The organism is Rheinheimera marina (assembly GCF_042654345.1).
GTDB classification, from domain to species: domain Bacteria; phylum Pseudomonadota; class Gammaproteobacteria; order Enterobacterales; family Alteromonadaceae; genus Pararheinheimera; species Pararheinheimera marina.
Genome location: NZ_JBHSGB010000017.1, coordinates 385,529 through 408,089, shown reverse-complemented (window position 1 = coordinate 408,089; position 22,561 = coordinate 385,529). Strand labels below are relative to the sequence as shown.

Below are 22,561 nucleotides of genomic sequence, written 5' to 3'. Positions count from 1 at the left end.
CATTCTACAACTTTATTGCTACTTTTTTAACCGCCACCACTTCAGCGAACACCGTTTTCTGCGTTTGTCTGTTGGTGACTGCAACTTGTTGGCCCAGGATTGCATCTTGCTGCGCTATGCCGCGGGTCTGAACTTCTAGTGTGCCATGGCTGCTGACTATTGTAACCAGATCCCCTTTACATACAAGGCAGAGATCTTGTTGTGTAATCGCCTGACCAGCAGAGAGACTACGTTTCACCCGGGCTCCGACTATGCTGGCCGGGTCGCTAACCAATGCGCCTCTGGACAAGCGGACTTCAGTTTCCGCTTGTTCCAGCATATCGGCTGCAATCACGGAACCTGCAGAAATATTTTGCCTGCTGCTGACCGCCAAAACAGTTTGCGCAATTTTGGCACTCAAATAGAGCTGCCATCTGGGTGATTCGCAACTCAGCTGCAAGGTGGAGGTCTGGCCGTTGCCAATTCGTTTCCACTGCAATTCCTGGCTACAGCTCTTCAGTCCAAGCCGGCTATCCAGCGGCGTCACTTCGATTTTGTCCGAGCTGCTGGTCTGCGTTTGCAACCATTGTCTGGCAAGCTCGGTGAGCTGTGCCGGACTGTAGTTTTCTGCCAGTGCAAGCGGAGAAAACAACAGTAAAAACGGCAACAGCTTGCCGCTGCGGCGGAAAAAATTATCGTACATTTTCATAGGCTTTCGGCTATGCTTTATCTGCAAAGGGTTATAACATACTTAAGTATGTCAATTTTCAGTCATTTTTCTGGAAAATCACCAGTTCTGATACCTCAAAGCAAGAATCAGGCCTGATTGTTTATTCCGACTCATCTTCGGACCTTTGGGAGTGCTTTATGGCCGGTATTCTGGATTCAGTCAATCAACGCACACAGCTGGTTGGGCAAAACCGGTTGGAGCTTTTGATGTTTCGACTGAATGGCCGCCAGCGTTTTGGCATCAATGTATTCAAAGTCAGGGAAGTTCTGCAGTGCCCTCCGCTGACCGCTATCCCGAAACGCAATAAGTATGTCAAAGGCATAGCCCATATTCGAGGCCAGACCATATCCGTGATTGATTTGAGTCTGGCCACTGGCGGGCGTGCCATCGAGAATACCAAAGACTGCTTTATTATCATCGCGGAATACAACAGGTCTGTGCAGGGATTTTTGGTTGCTTCAGTTGATCGAATTATCAACATGAACTGGGAATCCATTATGCCACCGCCGAAAGGGACCAGTGGTAAGCAAAGTTACCTGACTGCAGTGACCGAAATTGACAATGAGCTGGTCGAAATTATCGATGTTGAAAAAATTCTTGAAGAAATCTCTCCGTCGCCAACCACCATCAGCAGCCATGTGGTCACTGAAAGCATCAGCGCCGATTTAGGGGATCGTATTATTCTGATTGCTGATGATTCCGCGGTCGCCCGCAACCAGGTGAAACGTGCGCTGGAATCCTTAGGCGTCCAGATGCATCTGGTGAAAAATGGCCGTGAAGCCTTAACTTTTCTGCAGGACATTGCCGCCCAGTGTCAGAATTCAGTCACAGAAAAAGTTGGACTGCTGATTTCCGATATTGAAATGCCAGAAATGGATGGGTATACCCTTACCGCTGAAATCCGCATCGACAGCCGTCTGAAACCTCTGCATGTGATTTTGCATACCTCGCTCAGTGGCGTGTTTAATCAGCAGATGGTGCAGAAAGTAGGGGCGGATGACTTTATTGCTAAATTCAATCCAGATGAATTAGCTGAATCTGTTCGTAAGTGGTTGCACACAGACTAGGGGCATTATGCAGGCAGCAAATAAAGATCTGCAGGACAGTGAGTACCGCTTATTCCGGGATTTCCTCGAGCAGCAATGCGGTATCGTACTGGGCGACAATAAACAATACCTGGTGAAAAGCCGCCTGGCGCCTTTGATGCAGCGCTTCGGCCTGGCGTCTTTGTCTGAGCTGCTGAATAAAACACTGAGCCCATTTGAGCGCCAGTTGCGTTCTGCGGTGATTGACGCAATGACGACCAATGAAACCTTGTGGTTCCGTGACAACTACCCTTATGAACTGCTAAAGAAACAAATTCTGCCTGAATTCGAAAAAGAACAGAAAAGCGTCAAAATCTGGTCGGCGGCCAGCTCGTCCGGTCAGGAGCCATATTCCATCTCAATGACCGCGCTGGAATATCAGCAAACCCGGCCGGGCGCTTTTCCTGGCGGCGTAACAGTACTTGGCACGGATATCTCCAATGCGATGCTGGAGCATTGCCAACGCGCTGAGTACGATGGCCTGGCGCTGTCTCGTGGATTATCGCCTGAACGTCGCACGAAGTTTTTTGAAGACAGCGGCCATGGCATGATGCGGCTAAAAGATGCCGTTCGCCGTAACGTTTCTTTCCGCCACCTGAACCTGCTCGACAGTTACACCTTGCTTGGACGCTTCGATATTATTTTTTGCCGCAACGTACTGATTTATTTTTCGCCGGACGTGAAAGCAAAAATTATCCGCCAGTTTGCCCAAGTGCTGAACCCGCGTGGTTACTTGTTTCTTGGGGCCTCTGAGTCATTATCCAGTCTGAATAACGACTTCGAAATGCTGCGTTGTAATCCAGGTATTATCTACCGCAAGAAAAACTGACACATCACTTGGCCCGAGTTTTGCTTACTGTTTTGCATCAGTGGAAACAGCAGGTGAGAAAGCTATGGCCATCAGTTTCGAAAATGCCTTTGGCGTGCATCCGGATGCTTTATTGGTCCGGGACCAGCGCTCGTCTTTATTGGCGGAAAACATCGCCAATGCGGACACGCCTGGCTACAAAGCCAGGGATTTAGATTTCCAGTCCGCCTTAGAAGGGGCAAAAGCCCGACAGAGTGGTGAACTGGGCCGCACGGATCCGCGCCATTTCGAAATTTCCACCGCCAGTCGCCGTGCTGAAGCCGCTTACAGGGTGCCGAACCAGACGGACACTGGTGACGGCAACTCAGTGGATATCCATGAAGAGCGTAATGCATTTACTCGCAATGCCATGGAATACCAGACCACACTTAATTTTCTGAATAGTCGGATCAATGGCCTGAAAAAAGCCATCACCGGAGGACAGCAATAATGAGCATGTACAACGTCTTTGATATTGCAGGCAGCGGTATGGCTGCCCAGCAGGTCCGGTTAAATACCACGGCCAGTAATATGGCCAACGCCAACAGCGTCAGCAGCAGCTTAGGGGAAACCTATCGTGCCCGCCATCCAGTGTTTGCCACTGCGTTGGAAGAAGCGCTGAATGGCGAAGAGGTAGGAACGGCCAAAGTGCAGGTGGTGGGTATTGTGGAATCGGACGCGCCACTAAACGTTGAGTATGCACCGCATCACCCAATGGCTGATGACAAAGGTTACATCTACAAACCAAACGTCAACATTATGGAAGAGATGGCCGACATGATTTCGGCATCCCGCTCCTATGAAGCCAATGTGCAGGTTGCGGATGCGGCTAAACAAATGGTCAGTCGTACCTTGATGTTAGGTCAGCGCTAAGCAAGGAGTAGAGCATGAGTAGCGTAAACAACAGCGGCATCAGCGATCTGTATTGGAATACCGATACCAGTACCACCACCACAGACAATGGCAATGGTGCTTTAACCCAATCAGACTTTTTCGCTTTGCTGACCCAGCAGCTGGCTTATCAGGATCCGACCAAGCCGGTCGAAAACGATCAAATGATTGCCCAGATGACCAACTTCACGATGGCTGATGGTATAGCGCAGCTGAATACCAACTTTGCTGATTTTGCCACCAGTATGAATTCCAGCCAGGCGCTGCAGGCTTCGTCACTGGTCGGTCAATACGTATTGGTTGAATCCGACACCATGGTCTACAGCGGTGAGGACGACTTAGTGGTTGCCAGCGCCAATTTCCCGTCAGCGGCGACCAACGTCAATGTCAAAATTAAAGATGAAAACGGCGTTGTAGTGCGTTCTGTATCTATCCCTTCGGCGGACGCAGGCCGACTGCAATTGCCTTGGGATGGAACCACGGACACCCAAGCTGTGGATGAAAATGGCGACCCGAAAGTGGATGAGAAAGGAAACCCGGTGATGGAACTGGCAAAAGCCGGTACCTACACCATTTCTATTGAAGCGACCATTGCCGGCAAGAATGAAGCCATTGAAACCGGCGTCTACGCCCCGGTGTCCAGCGTCAGCCTGGGCAATGGCACCACCACAGGACTCGTGCTGAATGTATTTGGCCAGGGACAGAAAAAACTGTCTGACATTATTGAAATTGCGACCTAATTTGGACCCAGAGTTGAGGTGACATTATGAGTTTTAATATCGCGTTAAGCGGCCTTGCCGCAGCTCAAAAAGATATCGATACAACAGCGAACAACATTGCCAACGTCAATACCACAGGCTTCAAAGAGTCGCGGGCGGAATTTGCCGACGTGTATGCTGCGTCTGTATTTACGTCCAATAAGACAAAAGTGGGGGATGGTGCTACCACGACCAAAGTGGCGCAGCAGTTTTCTCAGGGCTCGCTGAAATTTACCAATAACTCGCTGGACCTTGCGATCACCGGAGACGGCTTTTTTGCCTTGTCTCCTGAAATTGGTTCACGTGAATTAAGTTACACCAGAGCTGGCGCATTTAAGCTGGATAAAAGCAGCTATATTACCGACAACAATGGTAACTTTCTGCAAGGCTACCCTGTTGACCCTGCGACTGGGGATACAACGTCAGTCAGTTTAAGTACAACCTATCCAATTCAAATCCCTTCTACCGCTGGTGCGCCTAGAGCCTCCAGCAATGTATATGTGACCATGAACCTGGATGCCCGTCAAACCAACCCGACTGTGCCTTTTGATCCAACAGATTCAGCCTCTTACAATGCGACGACTTCAACCACTATCTACGACAGTTTGGGTGAGCCTCATGTGCTGACAATGTACTTCCGGCGCAATGACCCAGCAGCTCCAGCCGCCCCGACCAATGAGTGGCAGGTTTATGTGGTGATGGATGATAACGATGCGGTACCAGCAGCCGCTTCTGGCGGTGCATTGGCACCAAATGCAGCTATTGGTCCTGTGACCTTAGATTTTGATGCAAATGGCTTGCCTGAGGTTTCGCCATTTCCAAATGTGGTCTTAACAGCCGCAGGTTTGAATGACCCTGCAAACAGCTATCTGACCAATGGTGCTCAATTTACCAGTGATTTAAATATCCAGTTTCGTGATGAGTCAGGTAGTCGATCGCCTACTCAATATGCGTCCAAGTTTGAAGTGGGTAGTATGAGTCAGGATGGTACAACTGTAGGCCGTCTGACCAGCGTAGACATTGATGCCTCAGGCAAGGTGATGGCGTCTTATTCGAATGGCGATCAGACGTATCTGGCTCAGGTGGCGATGGTGAAGTTTGCTAACCCTCAGGGGTTAACCCAGATTGGTAACACCTCATGGAACGAGAGCCTGACCTCTGGTGAAGCATTAGCTGGTGAAGCCAACTCAGGCACCTTTGGGGCAATTAACAGCTCAGCCCTTGAGCAGTCTAACGTTAACCTGACCAACGAGCTGGTTGACCTGATTGCTGCCCAGCGTAACTTCCAGGCCAACTCGCGTGCGCTGGAAGTGAACAGCACATTGCAAACTACCATACTGCAGATCCGCTAATAGCTTGAGCGTCAAAAAAGCCACCTTCGCGTGGCTTTTTCTTTTTAAACTTCTTACTAAACAAAACATTACAAATGTGGCACTGCTCTTGCTTTGTAAGAGTTAAGCAAGCAGGAGATCCACTATGGACCGTGTACTTTATATCGCGATGAGTGGTGCCAAAGAAAATATGCATGGCATCAGCATCAAAGCCAATAACCTGGCCAACACAGGCACCACAGGGTTTAAAGCTGATTTGGAGCAAGCCCGGGCCATGCAGGCGTTTGGTGAAGGTTTACCAACCCGGGTGTTCTCGATGACAGAGCGGCCAGGTCAAAATTTTGACGATGGTGCTATCACCATGACAGAACGGGACCTGGACATTGCCCTCACAGGTAAGGGCTGGTTTGCCGTCCAGGATGCTGATGGCAATGAAGCCTACAGCAGAGACGGTAATCTGCAGTTAAGTGCCACAGGCGTGCTGCAGACTGCAGGTGGTCTGCCAGTGATTGGTGAACAAGGTGTGATCCAGTTGCCTTTGCCGGTGCAGAAAATGGAGATCGGCAAAGATGGCACTATCAGTGTCCGGCCTCAGGGCGCACCGGCAAACGTGATGGAACCCGTTGCCCGAATTAAATTGGTCAGTCCAGCCTTTGCCGATATTGAAAAAGGTTTGGACGGATTATTCCGTCGCAAGGATGGTGAAGTGGCAGAAGCCAATGCAACTGTCAGCATTCAAAGTGGCGCGCTGGAAACCAGCAACGTCAACGCGGTCGGAGAAATGACCCAAATGATTAGCCTGCAACGTCAGTTTGAAGTGCAGGTGAAGATGATGAAAACCGCCGAGGAAATGGATCGGCAACATAACCAGATTATGCGGATAATCTAGGGCTAAGCCCAGGAGGATTTTATGCATCCGGCTTTATGGATCAGTAAGACTGGCTTAGATGCCAAACAACGTGATATTTCGGTAATTTCCAACAACCTGGCCAACGCCAGCACTGTGGGTTTCAAAAAGAGCCGCGCTATCTTTGAAGACTTGCTGTATCAGAACGTGAATCAGCCAGGCGGGCGTTCATCACAAAACTCAGAACTGCCCAACGGCCTGATGCTGGGTGCTGGTACGAAAGTAGTGGCAACCCAGAAGAGCTTCAGTCAAGGCAACATGATCACCACTGACAACAGTCTGGATGTGATGATCCAGGGCCATGGCTTTTTCGAAGTTCTGATGCCTGACGGCACTATTTCGTACAGCCGCAATGGTCAGTTCACCACAGATGCCGATGGTAACCTGGTGACTTCCGGTGCTGGCTATCAGGTGCAGCCGAACATCGTGATCCCGGAAGACGCGCAGAGCATCACCATTTCGCAAGACGGCGAATTGTCAGTCCGTTTGCCTGGCCAGACCGATAACACGGTGCTTGGCCAGCTGACGCTGACTAACTTTGTCAACCCGGCTGGTTTAGAACCTATCGGTCAGAACCTGTTCACTCAGACCGCAGCAAGTGGCGACCCGGTGCAAGGCGTTCCGGGCTTAGAGGGGCGGGGCATACTGGTGCAAGGCGCGCTGGAAACCTCCAACGTCAATGTCACAGAAGAGCTGGTCAGTCTGATTGAAAGTCAGCGGGTTTATGAAATGAACTCCAAAGTAATTTCCACCGTCGACCAGATGATGGGAACCTTAATCCAGCAGCTGTAGGAGTAAGATCATGCGCGCTTTATTGCTTAGTGCAGTGGTGTTTGTGGCTTTGGCAGGCTGTGCATCGGGTTTTAAAGAACCGATGCCAGATGATCCGGCTTTTGCACCTTTACCACCAGAACCGGAAGCAGTGCCCATTTCGAACAATGGCTCACTCTTTGCGCAAGGTTTGTCGAATGGCTTGTATTCGGACAATAAGGCTCGCCGACCAGGCGATATCATTACAGTGGTGCTGCGGGAGAATACTCAGGCCACCAAGCAGGCGAAAACAGAATTCGGTAAAGACAGTTCTGCCAGCTTTGACCCCATGGTTGGCTTGGGTGGTCGCGACGTCAGCGTGTTGGGCAATACCTTGCAGTTTGGTGCCAATTCGACCAGCGACTTTAAAGGCGACTCGAAAGCAGACCAGAGCAACAGCCTGACCGGTAATATTTCTGTCAATGTGCTGCGGGTGATGGCCAATGGCAATCTGGTGATCCGTGGTGAAAAATGGGTCACCCTGAATACCGGCAAAGAGTTTATCCGGTTGACCGGCGTGATCCGTGCTGAAGACATTGATGCACAAAATACAGTAGCGTCGACCAAAATTGCCAATGCCCGTATTGAATACAGCGGCACCGGGTCGACTCATGGCGGACAAAGTCCGGGTTGGTTGAGTCAGTTCTTTACCAGCCTGTTGTGGCCGTTTTAACAGGAGTGACTGAAATGAAACTGGTTCAATTCGCGGTAGTCATATTGTCACTAAGCCTCGCGTTACCCTTGCAGGCCGCCAGGGTTAAAGACCTGGCGTCGGTGCAGGGCGTTCGCGCCAACCAATTAGTTGGTTATGGCCTGGTGGTTGGCTTGCCTGGTACTGGTGAACAAAGCCCTTTTACCGAACAAAGCTTTAAAACCATGTTGAGTAACTTTGGCATCAATTTGCCGGCTGGCATGAAAGCGCAAATTAAAAACGTAGCGGCTGTTGCTGTAAGCGCTGAACTGCCGGCCTTCGCTAAACCTGGCCAGACGCTGGATATTACGGTGTCATCGATGGGCAATGCCAAAGGGCTACGTGGTGGCACTTTATTACAAACCTTCTTAAAAGGTTTAGACGGCAATGTGTACGCGGTAGCGCAAGGCAGCCTGATTGTCAGTGGCTTGGGCGCGGAAGGCGCTGATGGTTCAAAGGTGGTGGTCAATACCCCGACCGTAGGCCGGATCCCAAATGGCGCCATTGTGGAGCGGGAAGTCATGACGCCGTTTGCCGAAGGCGACTTTATTACCTTTAACCTGAACAACTCCGATTTCACGACCGCCAAAACACTGGCGGAGACCATTAACCAGTTTATTGGTGAAGGCACTGCGCAGGCGCTGGATGCGGCCTCTGTGCAGGTCAGGGCTCCGCGTGACATGAATCAGCGGGTGTCTTATTTATCTACGCTGGAAAACCTGCAAATGGAACCGGCCAGCCAGTCGGCCCGTATCATTATTAATTCCAGAACCGGCACTATAGTGATAGGCAAGGATGTCCGTTTATTTCCTGCCGCCGTCACCCATGGTGGTCTGACCGTCACTATTGCTGAAAATCCGACCGTCGTTCAGCCGAATCCATTGGCGGGAGGCGACACAGCGGTTGAGCAAAACACCATCATCGATGTGCGTCCGGATAAATCACGGATGTTTAAATTTGACCCTGGTGTGACCTTGGATGATTTGGTCAGCACCGTCAATGCGGTGGGTGCTGCTCCCGGCGATTTGATGGCCATACTGGAAGCGTTAAAAGAAGCGGGTGCCATCCACGGTGAGTTGGTGGTGATCTAAATGAAACGCGTCGAACAACAGGTCAATTACCATGACCTTGGCAGCCTGCAGCAACTGAAAGCTAAATCGGCGCAAAATCAAAATGATGATGCGGCATTAAAGCAGGCGGCCAAACAGTTCGAATCAATTTTCATGAGTATGCTGCTGTCCAGCATGCGTAAAGCCAATGAAGCCTTTGAAGCTGATGGCATGATGAACAGTCAGACCACAGAGTTCTATCGGGATATGTACGACAAACAACTGGCGACTGAACTGTCTGAAAATGGCAGTCTGGGGCTGGCTGATTTGATAGTGCAGCAACTGAAGCCTCAGCAAGGCAAAAAAAGGGCGGAAGACGGGCAGTCGACAGAATTTAGAATGCCGCACGGGCGTGGTGGTGAAAGCCAATCGGTCGCCCAGGTGCAAAGTCTGGCTTCTAAAGCTACTCAGGCATTGCCTGAAGAGACGTCGTTTACCGTTCCAGTGCCATCAGCCGCTGCACCGACGCCGGAAAGCGACAGTGAAGCGGACTGGGATTTTTCTGAACCTGCAGAGTTTGTCCGCAAGTTGTTGCCAGCGGCCGAGCAGGCGGCGGCAAAACTTGGCCTGGAACCATTGGCATTGCTGGCGCAAGCGGCACTTGAGACGGGCTGGGGCCAGCGTATGTTCAAAACCGGGGAAGGCGAAAATAGCTTTAACTTCTTCGGCATTAAAGCCAATAACGGCTGGCAAGGCGATGTGGCCGTGGTGGACACGCTGGAATATCGCCAGGGTGTTGCGTCAAAAGAAAAAGCCCGTTTTCGGGCTTACAGTTCGCCGGAACAAAGCCTGAACGACTATGCTGATTTCATCCAGAATAATCCCCGTTATCAGCAGGCACTGGATGTCAGTAACAACCCTAAAGCTTATTTTCAGCAATTGCAGGCGGCGGGTTATGCTACCGATCCTAACTATGCACAAAAAATCTGGTCGGTGTTTAACAGTGACACCTTTAAACAGGCACGAAACCTGCTAGCAATTAAAAAGTCGTAAAGAAATTATGTTGGCTGCCGATAACGCAGCCTGGAGCCGGAGCCTGGTATGTCGGATAACTTGTTAAAAATTGGTACCTCAGCAATTTTGTCGAGTGCAGCCTTGCTGTCCACCACCAGTAACAATATTGCGAACGTCAATTCAGAAGGGTACACCCGGCAACGTACTGAATTCGAAGCTAATATTCTGGGTCTGGGCGTAGGTCGTGGCACCACAGAGCGCCTGGTGAACAGCTTTGCGTTAAAGCAATTGTGGCGTGATACCAGCGCAGTGGGCTATGCCAGTCAATATGTATCCGAGGCGAGCCGGGTGGATTCCTTGTTTGCTGACTCATCCAACAGTATTTCAACCGGCATTTCGAATTTATTTACCCAGTTGCAGACGGCAATTAACGACCCGTCCAGTAGTGCTGCCCGTCAACTGGTGATTGGTGGCGCACAGACGCTTTTAAACAAATTCAGTACCTTGTCCAGTCAGGTGCTGGACCAGGGCACTTATGTAAATGAACAGCTGTCTGTCTATGCACAGGAAGCGAATTCATACATCAACTCCATTGCCACCTTAAACCGTGAAATTCTGAATTACGGCACCAACCCGGCAAAGCCACCACCACTGGATTTATTAGACAAACGTGACGAAACCATCCGCAAATTATCTGAGCTGATGGACATCCAGGTACTGGATGCATCCAACGGTGAGAAGCAGATATTTATGGGCACAGGGCAATCCCTGGTGATGGAAGACGGTAAATTTAATTTATTTAATGTATCGGGCAATCCGGATCCGAAGCGTCAGACGCTGCAGCTGCAGGTGAATGGCAAAAGCAGCATAGTCTCCAGCGTTGATGAAAATGATATCGGCGGCAAAATTGGTGGTTTATTGAAGTTCCGCTCGGACATTCTGGAGCCAGCGCAACTTCAGCTTGGTCAGCTGGCCGTGACCTTTGCAGACGCCTTTAACACGCAAAATAAACTCGGTATGGACGGCGATGGGTTAATAGGGCAAGACATCTTTAAACTGCCGGCCTTCTCCGGCTTGCCTTATACAAAAAATGTCGGCACAGGCACAGTGTCTGGTACTTTCGTTCCGACACTAGGCACGGAAGTGCCTGCTAACAATTTTAAGGTTGTGTTCTCCAGCGCTACTCAATTTACCGTTCAGGCGGTCGATGCTGAAGGGAATGTGATCAGTACCAGACCAGAACCGCCAGCGACGGATTACACCTTGACTGGCGCAGGTCCTTATACCTTTACGTCATCTGGAACCGAAGATTTATTTGGCCTGGAATTTACTATCACAAACGGCGGTACCGCCTTTGCTGCCGGCGATGCATTCCTTCTAAAGCCTTTGGCCGATGCAGCTGCCAATGTAGAGTTAGCCACTAACAGACCGAATGCTATCGCGCTGGCGTCTCCTCTGGTCGGTGATAAGGCGGTCACTAATTTGGGCAATGCGCAGGTCGAAGGTATTCAGGTCAGCAGTATAGGTGGCGCCACTGATTTGCTGAGTGCTCCTTCAACCTTCAACTCAGGTCAGCCACTGACTATTACCTACTTAGGGGGCAACCAATTTGAAGTGAATGACAATAATGGCACCACAGAAACCTATACCTTCCCAAGCAACAACTACGATGATTTTCTGAGCAATTTCCCTTCGTTTGCCAATGCAGGTTTTGACTTTTCCATCAGTGGCGTGCCGACGGCAGGGGATACCTTTACCATTGATTACAATGTCGGCGGCTTTAAAGATAACCGCAATGGTTTGTTGCTCGGCCAGCTACAGAATTCTGATACGGTACGAATTTCTGCAGAAAACATTCCCAATGCCGATAAGTATCAAAGCTTCACTCAGGCGTATGGCAGTATGGTGGGTTATATCGGCGAACGGACCAGTCAGGCCAAGATCAATCTGAGTGCGCAATCGGCACTGTTAGAACAAACATCGGCCTGGAATGAGTCCCTGTCAGGCGTTAGCATGGATGAAGAAGCGGCGGACTTAGTGAGGTTCCAGCAAACGTATGCTGCAGCAGCAAAAATTCTGTCAGCATCGCAGTCGATTTTTGATACGTTGTTGCAGGCAACGAGGTAAGTATGCGCATAACATTTAATATGCAATATAATCAAGGGATTAACTCAATAACTTCAACGCAGGAGCGCTTACTGAAAGCATCTGCGCAACTTGAGAAGCAAACCCGGATCCTGACACCATCAGACGACCCTTCGGGGTCTGCCCGGGCCATTTCCCTCGAGCAAAACATTCAACAGACTGCACAGTTTCAGGTGAATAACCAAGCGGTTAAAAATAGTCTGACCCTGCAGGAAACGGTTCTGAGTAATATCAAAGGGGCCATCCAGGATGCCAGGACCTTAACTTTGTCACTGGGAAATGGATCCTATGACCCGGACGATAGGGAAGCGGTCACCAGCCAGTTAACGGCAATTCGCGACCAAATCTTCGACCTGATGAATAGCCGTGATGAATTAGGCGGATATTTATTCTCAGGTTATAAAGATCAGACCCAGCCTTATGAGTACAACAGTGCGACAGGCAAATATGAATTCAGAGGGGATGAAGGGGTTAAAGAGTTACAGGTCGGTTTATCTGTCACTATTCCTGCCAATGCCAGCGGTAAAAACGTATTTGATGGCGTGGATAAGCGTTTTACTACCACGACGCCGACAGTCAATGCGCCTGTAACCGCGGCACAGGTAGATGTGTCTAACCAAAGTGTGTATGACAGCTTTTTCCGGGCTAATTACAGTGGCTTGCCAGCCGCCGATAACTCGGTGAGGGTTGCGTTGGTTGCTGGTGTACCTGATACCTATGAAGTCTATGTTGGCGGCAGTGCGACACCTGCGGCAACCGGAAATTATACGCCTGGCCAACCGGTAAATTTTGCTGGTTTGGAAATAGAAGTCACAGGCGCTGCAGTAGGTGGTGATGTCACTTTTAATATGGCTGCGCCAGAAAAGACCAATATTCTGGACTCGCTGACTGAACTGATTAATCAGGTTAATTCGGGGATTTCAGGCGATGTACTTGCTGCGCAGGTCTCTGACAGTATCGTCGAGTTGGATAATTCCAGCCTGAAAATAGGCTCAGCGCAATCCCTGGTTGGTGGACATATTAATATCCTGGATAGTATTTATGGTGGTAATGAAGATTTGCAAATTGCGACGAAAAGCCATAAAGCCAGTATTGTAGAAGTCGATTATGTGACTGCTATTACCAACATCACAAAAGAAGAAACAGCTTTGCAGGCTGTCCAAGCCACCTTTAGTAAAATCACAGGCATGAGCCTGTTCGATTACATTAGCTAAACATTTTCTTTTAGAAATAACAAAAAAGCGCCTACCAGGGCGCTTTTTTGTTATTTCTTATTTTTATCTATAACTATCAATTGATTAAGATTTTCTGCAACTCCCTAAAGTTTGGCCATTCCGCACCGATACAACATATAGAGAACCAGAAAAGTAAAGGTTTAGTTATGTTATTCAAGTGATCCCTCTTTTTGCCACTTTTCTCTAAGGGGCTAGAGCAGTTCCAATCGGGAAATAGTGTTAATCGCTGATACAGGTCATTGCTATCTGCGGCATATGTACGTTGTCTTTCAGGCATTTATTTGCCTGTAGTTCAGAGTATTTTGCCACGTGCAGGCAGCAAACTGCCGACGTTTCTTTGTGCCTGAATGGTTCGATTCAGGGTTGGCGTCGGGCTAAATAAGAGATCTGTATGGGTGCATGAAGGGATGATCAAAGTGGTGTTGTACGCGGAGGCGGCGTGGAGAGCGCCCCCTGAACGAAAGGGGTAGTTTCAGGGGGCGCGATTCCAGTGACTTCAAGCGGAGGCTATTGCTTAGAGTTCCTGGTGCGTCAATTACCCGACGGGTGATTGGCACATAGGGATTATGCGATTTACGTGCCACTTTGTCTCTGATAGTTGCAGGGCATTGAGCTGGATTATTTTGGTATTACCTAAATAGCCGGCTGAGGCATTGTTTTGCCTAATTTCTAATATTTTTATCTTTTAAGATCAGATGGATAAGTGGTAGCGGCAGAAAGTGGCAGTAAAAATTTTTCTAAAGGAAATTCTTTGCCGTCCGATAACCTGTTTAAGCCGGTGACAAAAGTTGTCCGGTGTCACTACCTAACCGATAGATTGAGGGTGTAACTATGGCCTTATATGTCAATACCAACGTCAGCTCATTAAATGCACAGCGGCAATTAATGGGCTCAGGCAACCAACTGGATCAAGCATTCCAACGCTTATCCTCTGGTTACCGAATCAACAGTGCCCGCGACGATGCCGCCGGCTTACAAATCACTGACCGTCTGAATTCACAAATTCAGGGTTTGCAACAGGGTAACCGTAATGCCAACGACGGTATCTCTCTGGCGCAGACTGCTGAAGGTGCGATGAACGAAGTGACCAGTATGTTCCAGCGTGTACGTACTCTGGCGTCACAAGCGGCCAACGGTTCGAATACAGACGAAGACCGTTTGGCTATTCAGGAAGAAATTCAGTCACTGATGACCGAAGTAAACCGTATCGCAAAAGACACCACCTTTGGTGGTACTAATTTGCTGGACGGTACCTATGAAGCCAACTTCCAGGTCGGTGCTGACGCTGTACAAACCATCGGCTTTTCCATGAAAAACGTGGGCGGTTCAGCAAACTCCCTGGTTGCCAATGGTGGTTTCACCTTATCAGGTATCGCAGGTATCGCCAGCGCTGTAACAGGCAAGACTTTAGGTTCTCTGGCTGCCGGCGTGAGTGATGTCGGTGGTACTCAAAGCGCGAGCTCTTATACCTTTGCAAGCGTCTTTACCAAAGATATCAGCGTATCCAGCCAAGGTAATGCTCAGGCTGTGTTGGCAGGTATGGATGCATTGATTGCTGTTGTGGATAAAAAGCGTGCAGAGCTGGGTGCGGTGCAAAACCGTTTCCAATCCACAATCAACAACCAATCCAACATTGCCGAAAACCTGTCGGCAGCAGCGTCACGTATCAAAGATGCGGATTTTGCGGCTGAAACTGCAAAACTGACGCAGTTCCAGATCCTGCAACAAGCCAGCCAAACCATTTTGGCCCAAGCCAACCAGCGCCCTCAGGCTGCGTTGAGCTTGTTAGGTTAAGCTTTTAAATCTCTCTTATTCTCTCTCTCAATCTCTCAGTCGAAAGCCGCGCTTAGCGCGGCTTTTTTTATTGGCAAATTATTGCCTGCGGCAATGCCGTTTTAGGCAATAAAATTCCGCCAAATTTTTATTTAAGTTATTGATTTTAATGGGAAAAAATTAATTTAAAATTTTTTAAAGTTATTTTCTGAGGCGCCGTTATAAAGGGTGTCCGGAGGTGAGAGACCGGACATCGAGAGAGCAAAATGGTTGGGGGTGAGAGCCCAACCGCTTTGTAAAAAATGAGATGAGGAGAGTTTAAAATGCCATTATTTGTTAATACTAACGTCAGTTCGTTAAACGCCCAACGCCAGTTAATGAGTTCAGGTTTGGGTCTGGACCAAGCATTCTTAAGATTGTCATCCGGCTTCCGGATCAACAGTGCGGCAGATGATGCGGCAGGTTTACAAATCACTGACCGTCTGCAATCGCAGATTATGGGTTTACAGCAAGGTAACCGTAACGCCAATGACGGTATCTCGTTAGCACAGACTGCTGAAGGTGCGATGAATGAAGTGACCTCGATGTTTCAGCGCGTTCGTACTTTGGCCCAACAAGCCGCCAACGGTTCGAACACTGACGAAGATCGGATCGCTATTCAGGAAGAAATCCGCGCTTTAATGAAAGAGGTCAACCGTATTGCTTCTGATACCACTTTCGGTGGGCAAAACCTGCTGAATGGTAATTATGAAGCCAATTTCCAGGTCGGGGCCGATGCAGTGCAGACTATCGGTTTCTCGATGAAGTATGTCGGCAATAGTGCCAACACAATGACTGCCAATGGTGGCTTTACCTTGTCGGGCATTGCAGGTATTGCCAGTGCGGTGACAGGCAAAGCACTGGGCACTTTGGCTGCCGGTGTGAGTGATGTAGGTGGCGTGCAGGATGCGACCGCTTATACCTTTGCGAATGTGTTTCTGGCAGACAGTATCAGCGTATCCAGTCAGGGCAACGCCCAAGCCGTGTTAGCCGGTATGGATTCATTAATTGCGGTTGTTGACAAAAAACGTGCTGAATTGGGTGCCGTACAAAACCGCTTTCAATCAGCCATCAATAACCAGGCGAATATTGCCGAGAATCTGTCGGCAGCCCGTTCACGGATTAAGGATGCCGATTTTGCGGAAGAAACTGCAAAACTGACAAAAAACCAAATTCTGCAGCAAGCCAGCCAGACCATTCTTGCTCAGGCCAATCAGCGGCCTCAGGCAGCATTAAGCTTGCTGCAAGGTTAATTATTCATTAATTAACACCTCTTATTTATTCCCATCTCCTTCTCCCGCTCAGGGCAACCTGAGCGGGAGTTTGTTTTTTTAGAGCTAAAAATAAAAAATAAATCGTTATTTTTCATTCGGTTGAGTATTTTTATTGAATTTTTTCAAAATAATATTAAAGCCTTTAGAGATGTTGCCGATACACAGCTTAGAGGACTTGTATCAGGTGCTCACCAGGATCGGATCTGTCACTTAGGGGTAGGAGGCAGGCCTGATTAACTAAAAATAAAGCGGAGGCAATCATGGCTTTATATGTAAACACTAACGTCAGTTCGTTAAATGCTCAGCGCCAATTGATGGGCTCAGGTAGTCAGTTAGACAAAGCGTTCCAGCGTTTATCGTCTGGTTATCGTATCAACAGCGCGTCAGATGATGCGGCAGGCTTGCAGATTAGTAACCGTCTGACTGGACAGGTTAATGGTCTGAACCAGGGGATCCGTAACGCGAATGACGGTATCTCTTTGGCGCAAACCGCTGAAGGTGCAATGAATGAAATTACCAACTCCTTCCAGCGGGTCCGGACTCTGGCTTCTCAGGCTGCTAACGGTTCTAATACAGACGAAGACCGTCTGGCTATTCAGGAAGAAATTCAGGCATTAATGACTGAAGTAAACCGTATTGCAAAAGACACTACCTTCGGTGGCACTAACTTGCTGGATGGTACCTATGAAGCCAACTTCCAGGTCGGTGCTGACGCGGTGCAGGCGATCAGTTTTTCAATGAAAAGCGTCGGCGGATCTGCAAACTCATTAGCTACAAATGGCGGCTTCACTCTGTCTGGTATTGCCAATATTGCAAGTGCGGTAACCGGAAAAACTCTGGGTACTTTGGCTGCAGGTGTCAGTGATGTCGGTGGTACTCAAAGTGCGAGCTCTTATACCTTTGCAAGCGTCTTTACCAAAGATATCAGCGTATCCAGCCAGGGTAATGCCCAGGCTGTGTTGGCAGGTATGGATGCATTGATTGCTGTAGTGGATAAAAAACGTGCAGAGCTGGGTGCGGTGCAAAACCGTTTCCAATCCACAATCAACAACCAATCCAACATTGCCGAAAACCTGTCGGCAGCAAATTCCCGTATTAAAGATGCGGACTTTGCGGCTGAAACGGCAAAGCTGACACAAAATCAAATCCTGCAACAAGCCAGCCAGGCCATTCTGGCTCAGGCAAATCAGCGCCCTCAGTTAGCACTGAGTCTGCTAGGCTAATACAGACGATGAGGGAAGGGGACTGCCTTTCCCTCAAGTTAAGGAGGCGGTATGGTGAATGTTGGTGCAAGTTTTGCAGGAAAAATTCCCGCTTCAGGTCTGGAGCTTGGTCTGAAAGAGAAAGCTCAAGAGCTGCCGATAAGTGTCAGACGGCAACCTTCTGACCTGGCAGTGACGGATGCCGCGGAAAAAAAGGTGACTGATGACTCCAATCGGAATAAAGATGTCAGTGACTTAGTGCAGGCAGTAGACACCGTGAACCAAAAATTGCTGGTGAAATCTACCAATCTTGTATTTGAATTTGATGATGTGCAGGACCCTCCTATCGTCAAAGTTGTGGATAAACACAATGGTGACGTGATTCGCGAAATTCCTTCCAAAGAATTACGTGAAATTGCTAAGGCTTTAAACAGCATTGCCGATAACTTAAATGGAAGTGCTGGCATTTTAGTGGATGAGCAGCTTTGAGTGTGTGTACAACGTGAGTAAGATTAGAGGATTACAAATATGGCGACCATTACAAGTGCTGGGGTCGGATCCGGCTTGAACCTGGAAGATATTATTTCCTCAACCTTACAAGCTGAGTATCAGCCAAAAGCAGAAAAGTTAAGTAAAACCGAATCATCTCTGAAAGTTCAGCTGACGGGTTTAGGTGCGATTAAATCTGAGATGGCCAAACTGCAAGAAGTGATGAAGGAGTTATCTAAACCGGCAACCTTCGAAAACAGAACGGCTTCAGTAAGGCAGCCTGATAATTCAACGTCTTTAGGTGATCTGGTATCTGTAACCAGCTCAACGACTGCCACACCAGGTTCGTTCCGCGTCGAAGTAGAACAATTGGCTAAAGGCAGTCGGGCTGTGTCTGGCGCCGGTTCTACTTTTACATCTGCATCTGACGTCGTGACCGCCAGCGGCGGCAAGCTCACCTTCGAAGCTGGAGACAAATCGTTCTCTATCGATGTGGCTGCAGGTGCCACACTCGAAGATATTCGCCAGCAAGTCAACAAGTCCAAATCGAACTTTGGCATCAGTGTCAATATCATCAACACAGGAACTGAATCTCAGCTGGTGGTGACGTCAAATATCACTGGCGCTGGGAACGATTTAAAAATCACCAGCGACACTGCCGAAATGGACAAAATTTCAACTGAAGCTTTTGGTGGTGGAGCTGGAGGTTTAGGCATTGCAGTTGCCGACCAGGCGAAAGATGGCATTATTAAAGTGGACGGCTTGGCGATTACAAGTTCCAGCAACACGTTTAAAGACGCCGTGCAGGGTTTAACGATTAAAGCTTTACGTGAAAGCGAAGCCGATGAAACGGCTAAAGCCACGATAGATTATGATAAAACGGGTGTAGCCTCTAAAATCGATTCATTTATCACGGCTTATAACAATGTGATTGAAACTATCAATCAGCAATCGCTGACGGTTAGCTCTCCCATGTATGGTGATGCCACAGTGCGTGCCATGAAGGATCAGATGATTAATGCGTTTTCTACCATTGTGAAGGGTGAAGGCGATTATGAATCTTTGTTGGATATTGGCATTGGCTTGAATTCCAGTAACAAGTTAGAGAAGAAAAACACGGTGCGAAGTATAGGGACTGCTTTAGATGAGCAGTTTGCTGATGTGGGGGCTTTGTTTACAGCTAAAGGCGGCGTCGCTGAAAGTTTCACTAAAATGTTATCTGGTTATGTTGATGGCGGCGGAGTCATTAAAAACCGTCAGGACGACATTAATTCTGAGTTACGTGATCTCGAAGATGACAAAGAAAACTTGGACTACCGGATGACGATTATGGAAGCGAACCTTCGCAAAAAGTATTCAGCGCTGGATACATTGATTGCGAAGATGAATAGTACCAATAACTACCTGACATCTCAGTTAGCATCACTTGCTAATATTAAGTCGTAATTGGAGAGGATCATGTACGGGAATAAAGTTAAACAATATCAGCGTGAAGCTTTGAAAAGCCGGCTTGCCAGCGCAGATCCATATGAAATTATCAAACTGTTAATGGATGGCGCCATTGAAAGTATGAAGATCGCCAGAATTATGATTGAACAACGTGAGTTTGAAGGGAAGAGTAAAGCTATTTCCAAAGCCAGCAGTATTATCGATTCATTAAGAGTCAGTCTTGATCATTCGGTCGGTGGGGACATGACGGAAAATTTAGCCGCCCTGTATTTTTATATGGTCAGACGCCTCACCGACGCCAGCGTACAAAACGATGTGAGTATTATTGATGAAGTAGTGGATTTATTGTCCACAATTAAATCGGCTTGGGATTCCATTCCTGAAACTGCCCGTATGGAAGCTTATGCAACCAGAGAAAACGAATTGGGTATGGTGAGTGGATAAATCTGCGCTGCTTACTGAACAAATCCGGCTGTTTTTTGCTGCGGTTGAACAGGAACATTATGAGCAGGCCGCAGCCCATCTTGAGCAAATCAATCTTGTTATCCACAGTATTGATTTTTCAAAGGTTTCTAAGAGTGAGCAGTTGCAAGAGCTACTCACTGGTTTGAGTTCAGATTTATCTTCCAGTTCTTCCCGACTTGTTGTTATGCTGAGCGACATTGTTGATCAGCTGCGCCCCAAAAATAGCTCAACAGATTTGTCGGATGGGGTTGTCTACAGGAAACACCATGGAAAATTTTGAGAAAGAGCTTGCTGAAGTGCAGCGGCGTCTTGATAAAATTAAACAACTACAAAAACAAGAAGAAGAATTCAAGCAACAATCCGAGATTAGGTTTAACGCTAATTTGGCGGCGTTAAAAAAATATTATCCGGATGTCTATCGGCAGGTCGTTGATTATACACCTAAGCCAGGTTTTTCCTTGCTGGTCTCTGAATCTGGTGTCGGCAATTTCGTACCTAAAGACCTTTCGGTCCCAGTCTATTCTCAAATTGACCCTATCGCTCAGGTACAAGAGCAAGTCAGGCAAAACGTCGATAAACCTCTGTTTGGTCGGGCTGCGTTGTATAAAAAAGGGGCGTCATCGGCAGACAAGCGAATTCATATTCAGTATATGAATCGGTTGTCGACAAAGATTGCAGACCTTACCGCAGAATCAAAAGAGCCTTTAATTCAGCAATTACCGCAACATTTTCCGAGCTTTTTGAGCTTTGGTATTGGCTTGGGCTATCATTTGCCAATGCTGCTGGCAGAACACGTATTTGATTACATTTTTTTGTGTGAGCCTGACTTTGAATTGTTCTATGCCAGTTTGTTTTGTACTGACTGGGGGGCGTTATTTGAGATAGCTGAGAAAAACAACTCCAGCATGTTTATGCTGATTGGTGTGTCTTATCAGGACTTTTTTCAGAAGATTATTGAGCTGACTGCTGCGGTCGGTGCTTTTTCCATTATCAACAGCTTTTGCTATCAGCATTACCCTTCTGAACAAATAAACCAGTCGATAGCGAATTTCTTTCGTAACTTCTACCAAGTGCAATTAGGTTTTGGTTTTTATAATGATGCGACCACTGGGTTAGCGCATGCAGTTCGAAACTCACGTAATCACGCGCATTTCTTTATCAAAAACAAAGCGCTAAAACCCCACAAAGGAATTCCTGCTTTTGTGGTCGGTAATGGCCCTTCGCTGGATGAAAGTATTGAACTAATTCGTGAGTACCAGGATAAAGTCATTATTTTTGCCGCAGGGACTGCGCTGCAATCCTTGATGAATGCGGGCATCAAGCCGGATTTCCATGTCATTGTTGAACGGACGCTAAGCGTTTATCAGGTTCTTACCAATACGACCACCGATGACATGCTGTCGGATATGAATTTACTTTCAGTGGAAGTGGTCTATCCGGACACGCTAAACCACTACAAATGGGCCGGTTTGGGTCTGAAAGGGCCGGAAGCTTCCACTGTATTTATGCAAATGCTGCATTATGCCAAAACCAGAAAACTCTTAACGGCGTTGCCTTTTGCTGGCCCTCTGGTGTCCAACACGGCGGCTACGTATGCCTGCGAGCTTGGGTTTGAGGAGGTGTATTTGTTTGGCGTAGATAATGGATACCCAATGGATAAATCCAAAAGCCATTCGTCATTAAGTATTTACTCAAACGAAAAATATGCCGGTCGTTATAAACCAAACCCTCATGCTATTTACCCTTTGGAAGGGAATCTGGACGGATCAGTGCTCGCCACTGATTTCATGGCTATTTCAAAAGTTCAGCTGGACAATCTGTTTCTTAGTCATAAAGAGGTGACTGCCTATAAAGTTGGTTCGGGGGCAAAGTTACGTGGCGTCACACCATTAGCCATTGACGACGTCATTATTTCGTCACGATGCAAGGATAAGAAATGGGTGGTTGAGCGAATTAAGTCTGATTTTTTCCACAAATCCGAGGTATCAGAACAAGACGAAAAGCTGCTGGCATTTAAAGAATTCGATAATCTGGTCGCTTACCTGCTTGAGATAGGCAATCGGCAGATTCACTCGAGAAAAGATGCGGCAGATGTTCTGAAAGCACAGTCACGGGTGGTATTTTCTTACAAGGACTCGGTATCAGCTCATTTATTTCATGTGGTTAAAGGAACATTGCTGTATTTCCATTGCCCTTTGATCACTTTGTTGTATACCTATGAAAATGATGAACAAACCCTCGCATGGTTTAAAGAAAGCTTCGCGATTTGGATGGAGTTTCTGCAGGCGATTCGTTCAGATTTTCCGGAAAACTGGTATAACAGATGTGAAAGCAAGTTGTGGGTTCCGCCAGCAGCCGAACCTGCTAAAAGTCAGTAAAATTGTCCATAAGGATATGA

The 22,561-nt window shown here is 48.0% G+C and carries 22 protein-coding genes; 21 read left to right on the top strand and 1 reads right to left on the bottom strand.

Annotation, left to right across the window (positions count from 1 at the left end; genetic code table 11):
- Nucleotides 1–4 precede the first annotated feature (4 nt).
- On the bottom strand, nt 5–688 hold the full coding sequence (flgA, locus tag ACFO3I_RS18240; RefSeq protein ID WP_377336541.1) for a flagellar basal body P-ring formation chaperone FlgA: 684 nt from the start codon (nt 686–688) through the stop codon (nt 5–7).
- A gap of 158 nt (nt 689–846) precedes the next feature.
- On the opposite strand from flgA, the gene ACFO3I_RS18235 reads away from it, so the two are divergent.
- The 21 genes from ACFO3I_RS18235 (at nt 847) to ACFO3I_RS18135 (ending at nt 22,541) form a co-directional block, all read left to right on the top strand.
- Nucleotides 847–1,776 carry a chemotaxis protein CheV gene (locus ACFO3I_RS18235; protein ID WP_377336539.1) on the top strand — a complete coding sequence of 310 codons (930 nt, stop codon included), beginning with the start codon at nt 847–849 and terminating at the stop codon, nt 1,774–1,776.
- Nucleotides 1,777–1,783: 7 nt separating this feature from the next.
- Nucleotides 1,784–2,623, top strand: coding sequence for a CheR family methyltransferase (locus tag ACFO3I_RS18230; RefSeq protein ID WP_377336537.1), 840 nt, complete (start codon nt 1,784–1,786; stop codon nt 2,621–2,623).
- 64 nt (nt 2,624–2,687) lie between these two features.
- Nucleotides 2,688–3,092: a flagellar basal body rod protein FlgB gene (gene flgB, locus ACFO3I_RS18225; RefSeq protein ID WP_377336535.1), complete on the top strand. Its 405-nt coding sequence runs from the start codon at nt 2,688–2,690 to the stop codon at nt 3,090–3,092.
- On the top strand, nt 3,092–3,514 hold the full coding sequence (gene flgC, locus ACFO3I_RS18220) for a flagellar basal body rod protein FlgC (protein WP_377336533.1): 423 nt from the start codon (nt 3,092–3,094) through the stop codon (nt 3,512–3,514). Before flgB ends, flgC begins: the two co-directional genes overlap by 1 nt.
- Nucleotides 3,515–3,528: 14 nt before the next feature.
- A complete protein-coding gene (locus ACFO3I_RS18215) occupies nt 3,529–4,272 on the top strand; it encodes a flagellar hook assembly protein FlgD (RefSeq protein ID WP_377336531.1) in 744 nt (247 codons plus the stop codon).
- A gap of 26 nt (nt 4,273–4,298) precedes the next feature.
- A complete protein-coding gene (flgE, locus tag ACFO3I_RS18210; protein ID WP_377336529.1) occupies nt 4,299–5,642 on the top strand; it encodes a flagellar hook protein FlgE in 1,344 nt (447 codons plus the stop codon).
- Between the two features lie 124 nt (nt 5,643–5,766).
- The gene (locus ACFO3I_RS18205; RefSeq protein WP_377336527.1) at nt 5,767–6,510 is read left to right on the top strand and encodes a flagellar basal body rod protein FlgF; all 744 of its coding nucleotides are present in this window, start codon (nt 5,767–5,769) and stop codon (nt 6,508–6,510) included.
- 21 nt (nt 6,511–6,531) lie between these two features.
- A complete protein-coding gene (gene flgG, locus ACFO3I_RS18200; RefSeq protein WP_377336525.1) occupies nt 6,532–7,320 on the top strand; it encodes a flagellar basal-body rod protein FlgG in 789 nt (262 codons plus the stop codon).
- Nucleotides 7,321–7,330: 10 nt separating this feature from the next.
- Nucleotides 7,331–8,011: a flagellar basal body L-ring protein FlgH gene (gene flgH, locus ACFO3I_RS18195; protein WP_377336523.1), complete on the top strand. Its 681-nt coding sequence runs from the start codon at nt 7,331–7,333 to the stop codon at nt 8,009–8,011.
- A gap of 14 nt (nt 8,012–8,025) precedes the next feature.
- On the top strand, nt 8,026–9,120 hold the full coding sequence (locus ACFO3I_RS18190; RefSeq protein ID WP_377336521.1) for a flagellar basal body P-ring protein FlgI: 1,095 nt from the start codon (nt 8,026–8,028) through the stop codon (nt 9,118–9,120).
- The gene (gene flgJ / locus ACFO3I_RS18185; RefSeq protein WP_377336518.1) at nt 9,121–10,131 is read left to right on the top strand and encodes a flagellar assembly peptidoglycan hydrolase FlgJ; all 1,011 of its coding nucleotides are present in this window, start codon (nt 9,121–9,123) and stop codon (nt 10,129–10,131) included. It begins immediately after the preceding gene.
- A 48-nt stretch (nt 10,132–10,179) separates the two neighbouring features.
- Nucleotides 10,180–12,219, top strand: coding sequence for a flagellar hook-associated protein FlgK (gene flgK / locus ACFO3I_RS18180; RefSeq protein WP_377336516.1), 2,040 nt, complete (start codon nt 10,180–10,182; stop codon nt 12,217–12,219).
- Nucleotides 12,220–12,221: 2 nt separating this feature from the next.
- Nucleotides 12,222–13,451: a flagellar hook-associated protein FlgL gene (gene flgL / locus ACFO3I_RS18175; RefSeq protein WP_377336514.1), complete on the top strand. Its 1,230-nt coding sequence runs from the start codon at nt 12,222–12,224 to the stop codon at nt 13,449–13,451.
- 852 nt (nt 13,452–14,303) lie between these two features.
- Entirely contained in the window at nt 14,304–15,266 is a 963-nt protein-coding gene (locus ACFO3I_RS18170) for a flagellin N-terminal helical domain-containing protein (protein WP_377336512.1), read from the top strand.
- A gap of 302 nt (nt 15,267–15,568) precedes the next feature.
- On the top strand, nt 15,569–16,537 hold the full coding sequence (locus ACFO3I_RS18165) for a flagellin N-terminal helical domain-containing protein (RefSeq protein WP_377336510.1): 969 nt from the start codon (nt 15,569–15,571) through the stop codon (nt 16,535–16,537).
- A 281-nt stretch (nt 16,538–16,818) separates the two neighbouring features.
- A complete protein-coding gene (locus ACFO3I_RS18160; RefSeq protein WP_377336508.1) occupies nt 16,819–17,781 on the top strand; it encodes a flagellin N-terminal helical domain-containing protein in 963 nt (320 codons plus the stop codon).
- A gap of 51 nt (nt 17,782–17,832) precedes the next feature.
- Nucleotides 17,833–18,249 (top strand): flagellar protein FlaG, encoded by a 417-nt coding sequence (locus ACFO3I_RS18155; RefSeq protein ID WP_377336506.1) that lies wholly within the window; start codon nt 17,833–17,835, stop codon nt 18,247–18,249.
- Nucleotides 18,250–18,288: 39 nt separating this feature from the next.
- Nucleotides 18,289–19,695 carry a flagellar filament capping protein FliD gene (fliD, locus tag ACFO3I_RS18150; RefSeq protein WP_377336504.1) on the top strand — a complete coding sequence of 469 codons (1,407 nt, stop codon included), beginning with the start codon at nt 18,289–18,291 and terminating at the stop codon, nt 19,693–19,695.
- A 12-nt stretch (nt 19,696–19,707) separates the two neighbouring features.
- Entirely contained in the window at nt 19,708–20,142 is a 435-nt protein-coding gene (fliS, locus tag ACFO3I_RS18145) for a flagellar export chaperone FliS (protein ID WP_377336502.1), read from the top strand.
- On the top strand, nt 20,135–20,443 hold the full coding sequence (locus tag ACFO3I_RS18140) for a hypothetical protein (protein ID WP_377336500.1): 309 nt from the start codon (nt 20,135–20,137) through the stop codon (nt 20,441–20,443). The genes fliS and ACFO3I_RS18140 overlap by 8 nt, the downstream gene beginning before the upstream one ends.
- The gene (locus ACFO3I_RS18135) at nt 20,430–22,541 is read left to right on the top strand and encodes a motility associated factor glycosyltransferase family protein (protein ID WP_377336498.1); all 2,112 of its coding nucleotides are present in this window, start codon (nt 20,430–20,432) and stop codon (nt 22,539–22,541) included. The genes ACFO3I_RS18140 and ACFO3I_RS18135 overlap by 14 nt, the downstream gene beginning before the upstream one ends.
- The last annotated feature ends 20 nt before the right edge of the window (nt 22,542–22,561 follow it).

Coding starts and splice junctions, on each gene's coding strand:
- flgA (WP_377336541.1), bottom strand. CDS start 688: ATGAAAATGTACGATAATTTTTTCCGCCGCAGCGGCAAGCTGTTGCCG.
- ACFO3I_RS18235 (WP_377336539.1), top strand. CDS start 847: ATGGCCGGTATTCTGGATTCAGTCAATCAACGCACACAGCTGGTTGGG.
- ACFO3I_RS18230 (WP_377336537.1), top strand. CDS start 1,784: ATGCAGGCAGCAAATAAAGATCTGCAGGACAGTGAGTACCGCTTATTC.
- flgB (WP_377336535.1), top strand. CDS start 2,688: ATGGCCATCAGTTTCGAAAATGCCTTTGGCGTGCATCCGGATGCTTTA.
- flgC (WP_377336533.1), top strand. CDS start 3,092: ATGAGCATGTACAACGTCTTTGATATTGCAGGCAGCGGTATGGCTGCC.
- ACFO3I_RS18215 (WP_377336531.1), top strand. CDS start 3,529: ATGAGTAGCGTAAACAACAGCGGCATCAGCGATCTGTATTGGAATACC.
- flgE (WP_377336529.1), top strand. CDS start 4,299: ATGAGTTTTAATATCGCGTTAAGCGGCCTTGCCGCAGCTCAAAAAGAT.
- ACFO3I_RS18205 (WP_377336527.1), top strand. CDS start 5,767: ATGGACCGTGTACTTTATATCGCGATGAGTGGTGCCAAAGAAAATATG.
- flgG (WP_377336525.1), top strand. CDS start 6,532: ATGCATCCGGCTTTATGGATCAGTAAGACTGGCTTAGATGCCAAACAA.
- flgH (WP_377336523.1), top strand. CDS start 7,331: ATGCGCGCTTTATTGCTTAGTGCAGTGGTGTTTGTGGCTTTGGCAGGC.
- ACFO3I_RS18190 (WP_377336521.1), top strand. CDS start 8,026: ATGAAACTGGTTCAATTCGCGGTAGTCATATTGTCACTAAGCCTCGCG.
- flgJ (WP_377336518.1), top strand. CDS start 9,121: ATGAAACGCGTCGAACAACAGGTCAATTACCATGACCTTGGCAGCCTG.
- flgK (WP_377336516.1), top strand. CDS start 10,180: ATGTCGGATAACTTGTTAAAAATTGGTACCTCAGCAATTTTGTCGAGT.
- flgL (WP_377336514.1), top strand. CDS start 12,222: ATGCGCATAACATTTAATATGCAATATAATCAAGGGATTAACTCAATA.
- ACFO3I_RS18170 (WP_377336512.1), top strand. CDS start 14,304: ATGGCCTTATATGTCAATACCAACGTCAGCTCATTAAATGCACAGCGG.
- ACFO3I_RS18165 (WP_377336510.1), top strand. CDS start 15,569: ATGCCATTATTTGTTAATACTAACGTCAGTTCGTTAAACGCCCAACGC.
- ACFO3I_RS18160 (WP_377336508.1), top strand. CDS start 16,819: ATGGCTTTATATGTAAACACTAACGTCAGTTCGTTAAATGCTCAGCGC.
- ACFO3I_RS18155 (WP_377336506.1), top strand. CDS start 17,833: ATGGTGAATGTTGGTGCAAGTTTTGCAGGAAAAATTCCCGCTTCAGGT.
- fliD (WP_377336504.1), top strand. CDS start 18,289: ATGGCGACCATTACAAGTGCTGGGGTCGGATCCGGCTTGAACCTGGAA.
- fliS (WP_377336502.1), top strand. CDS start 19,708: ATGTACGGGAATAAAGTTAAACAATATCAGCGTGAAGCTTTGAAAAGC.
- ACFO3I_RS18135 (WP_377336498.1), top strand. CDS start 20,430: ATGGAAAATTTTGAGAAAGAGCTTGCTGAAGTGCAGCGGCGTCTTGAT.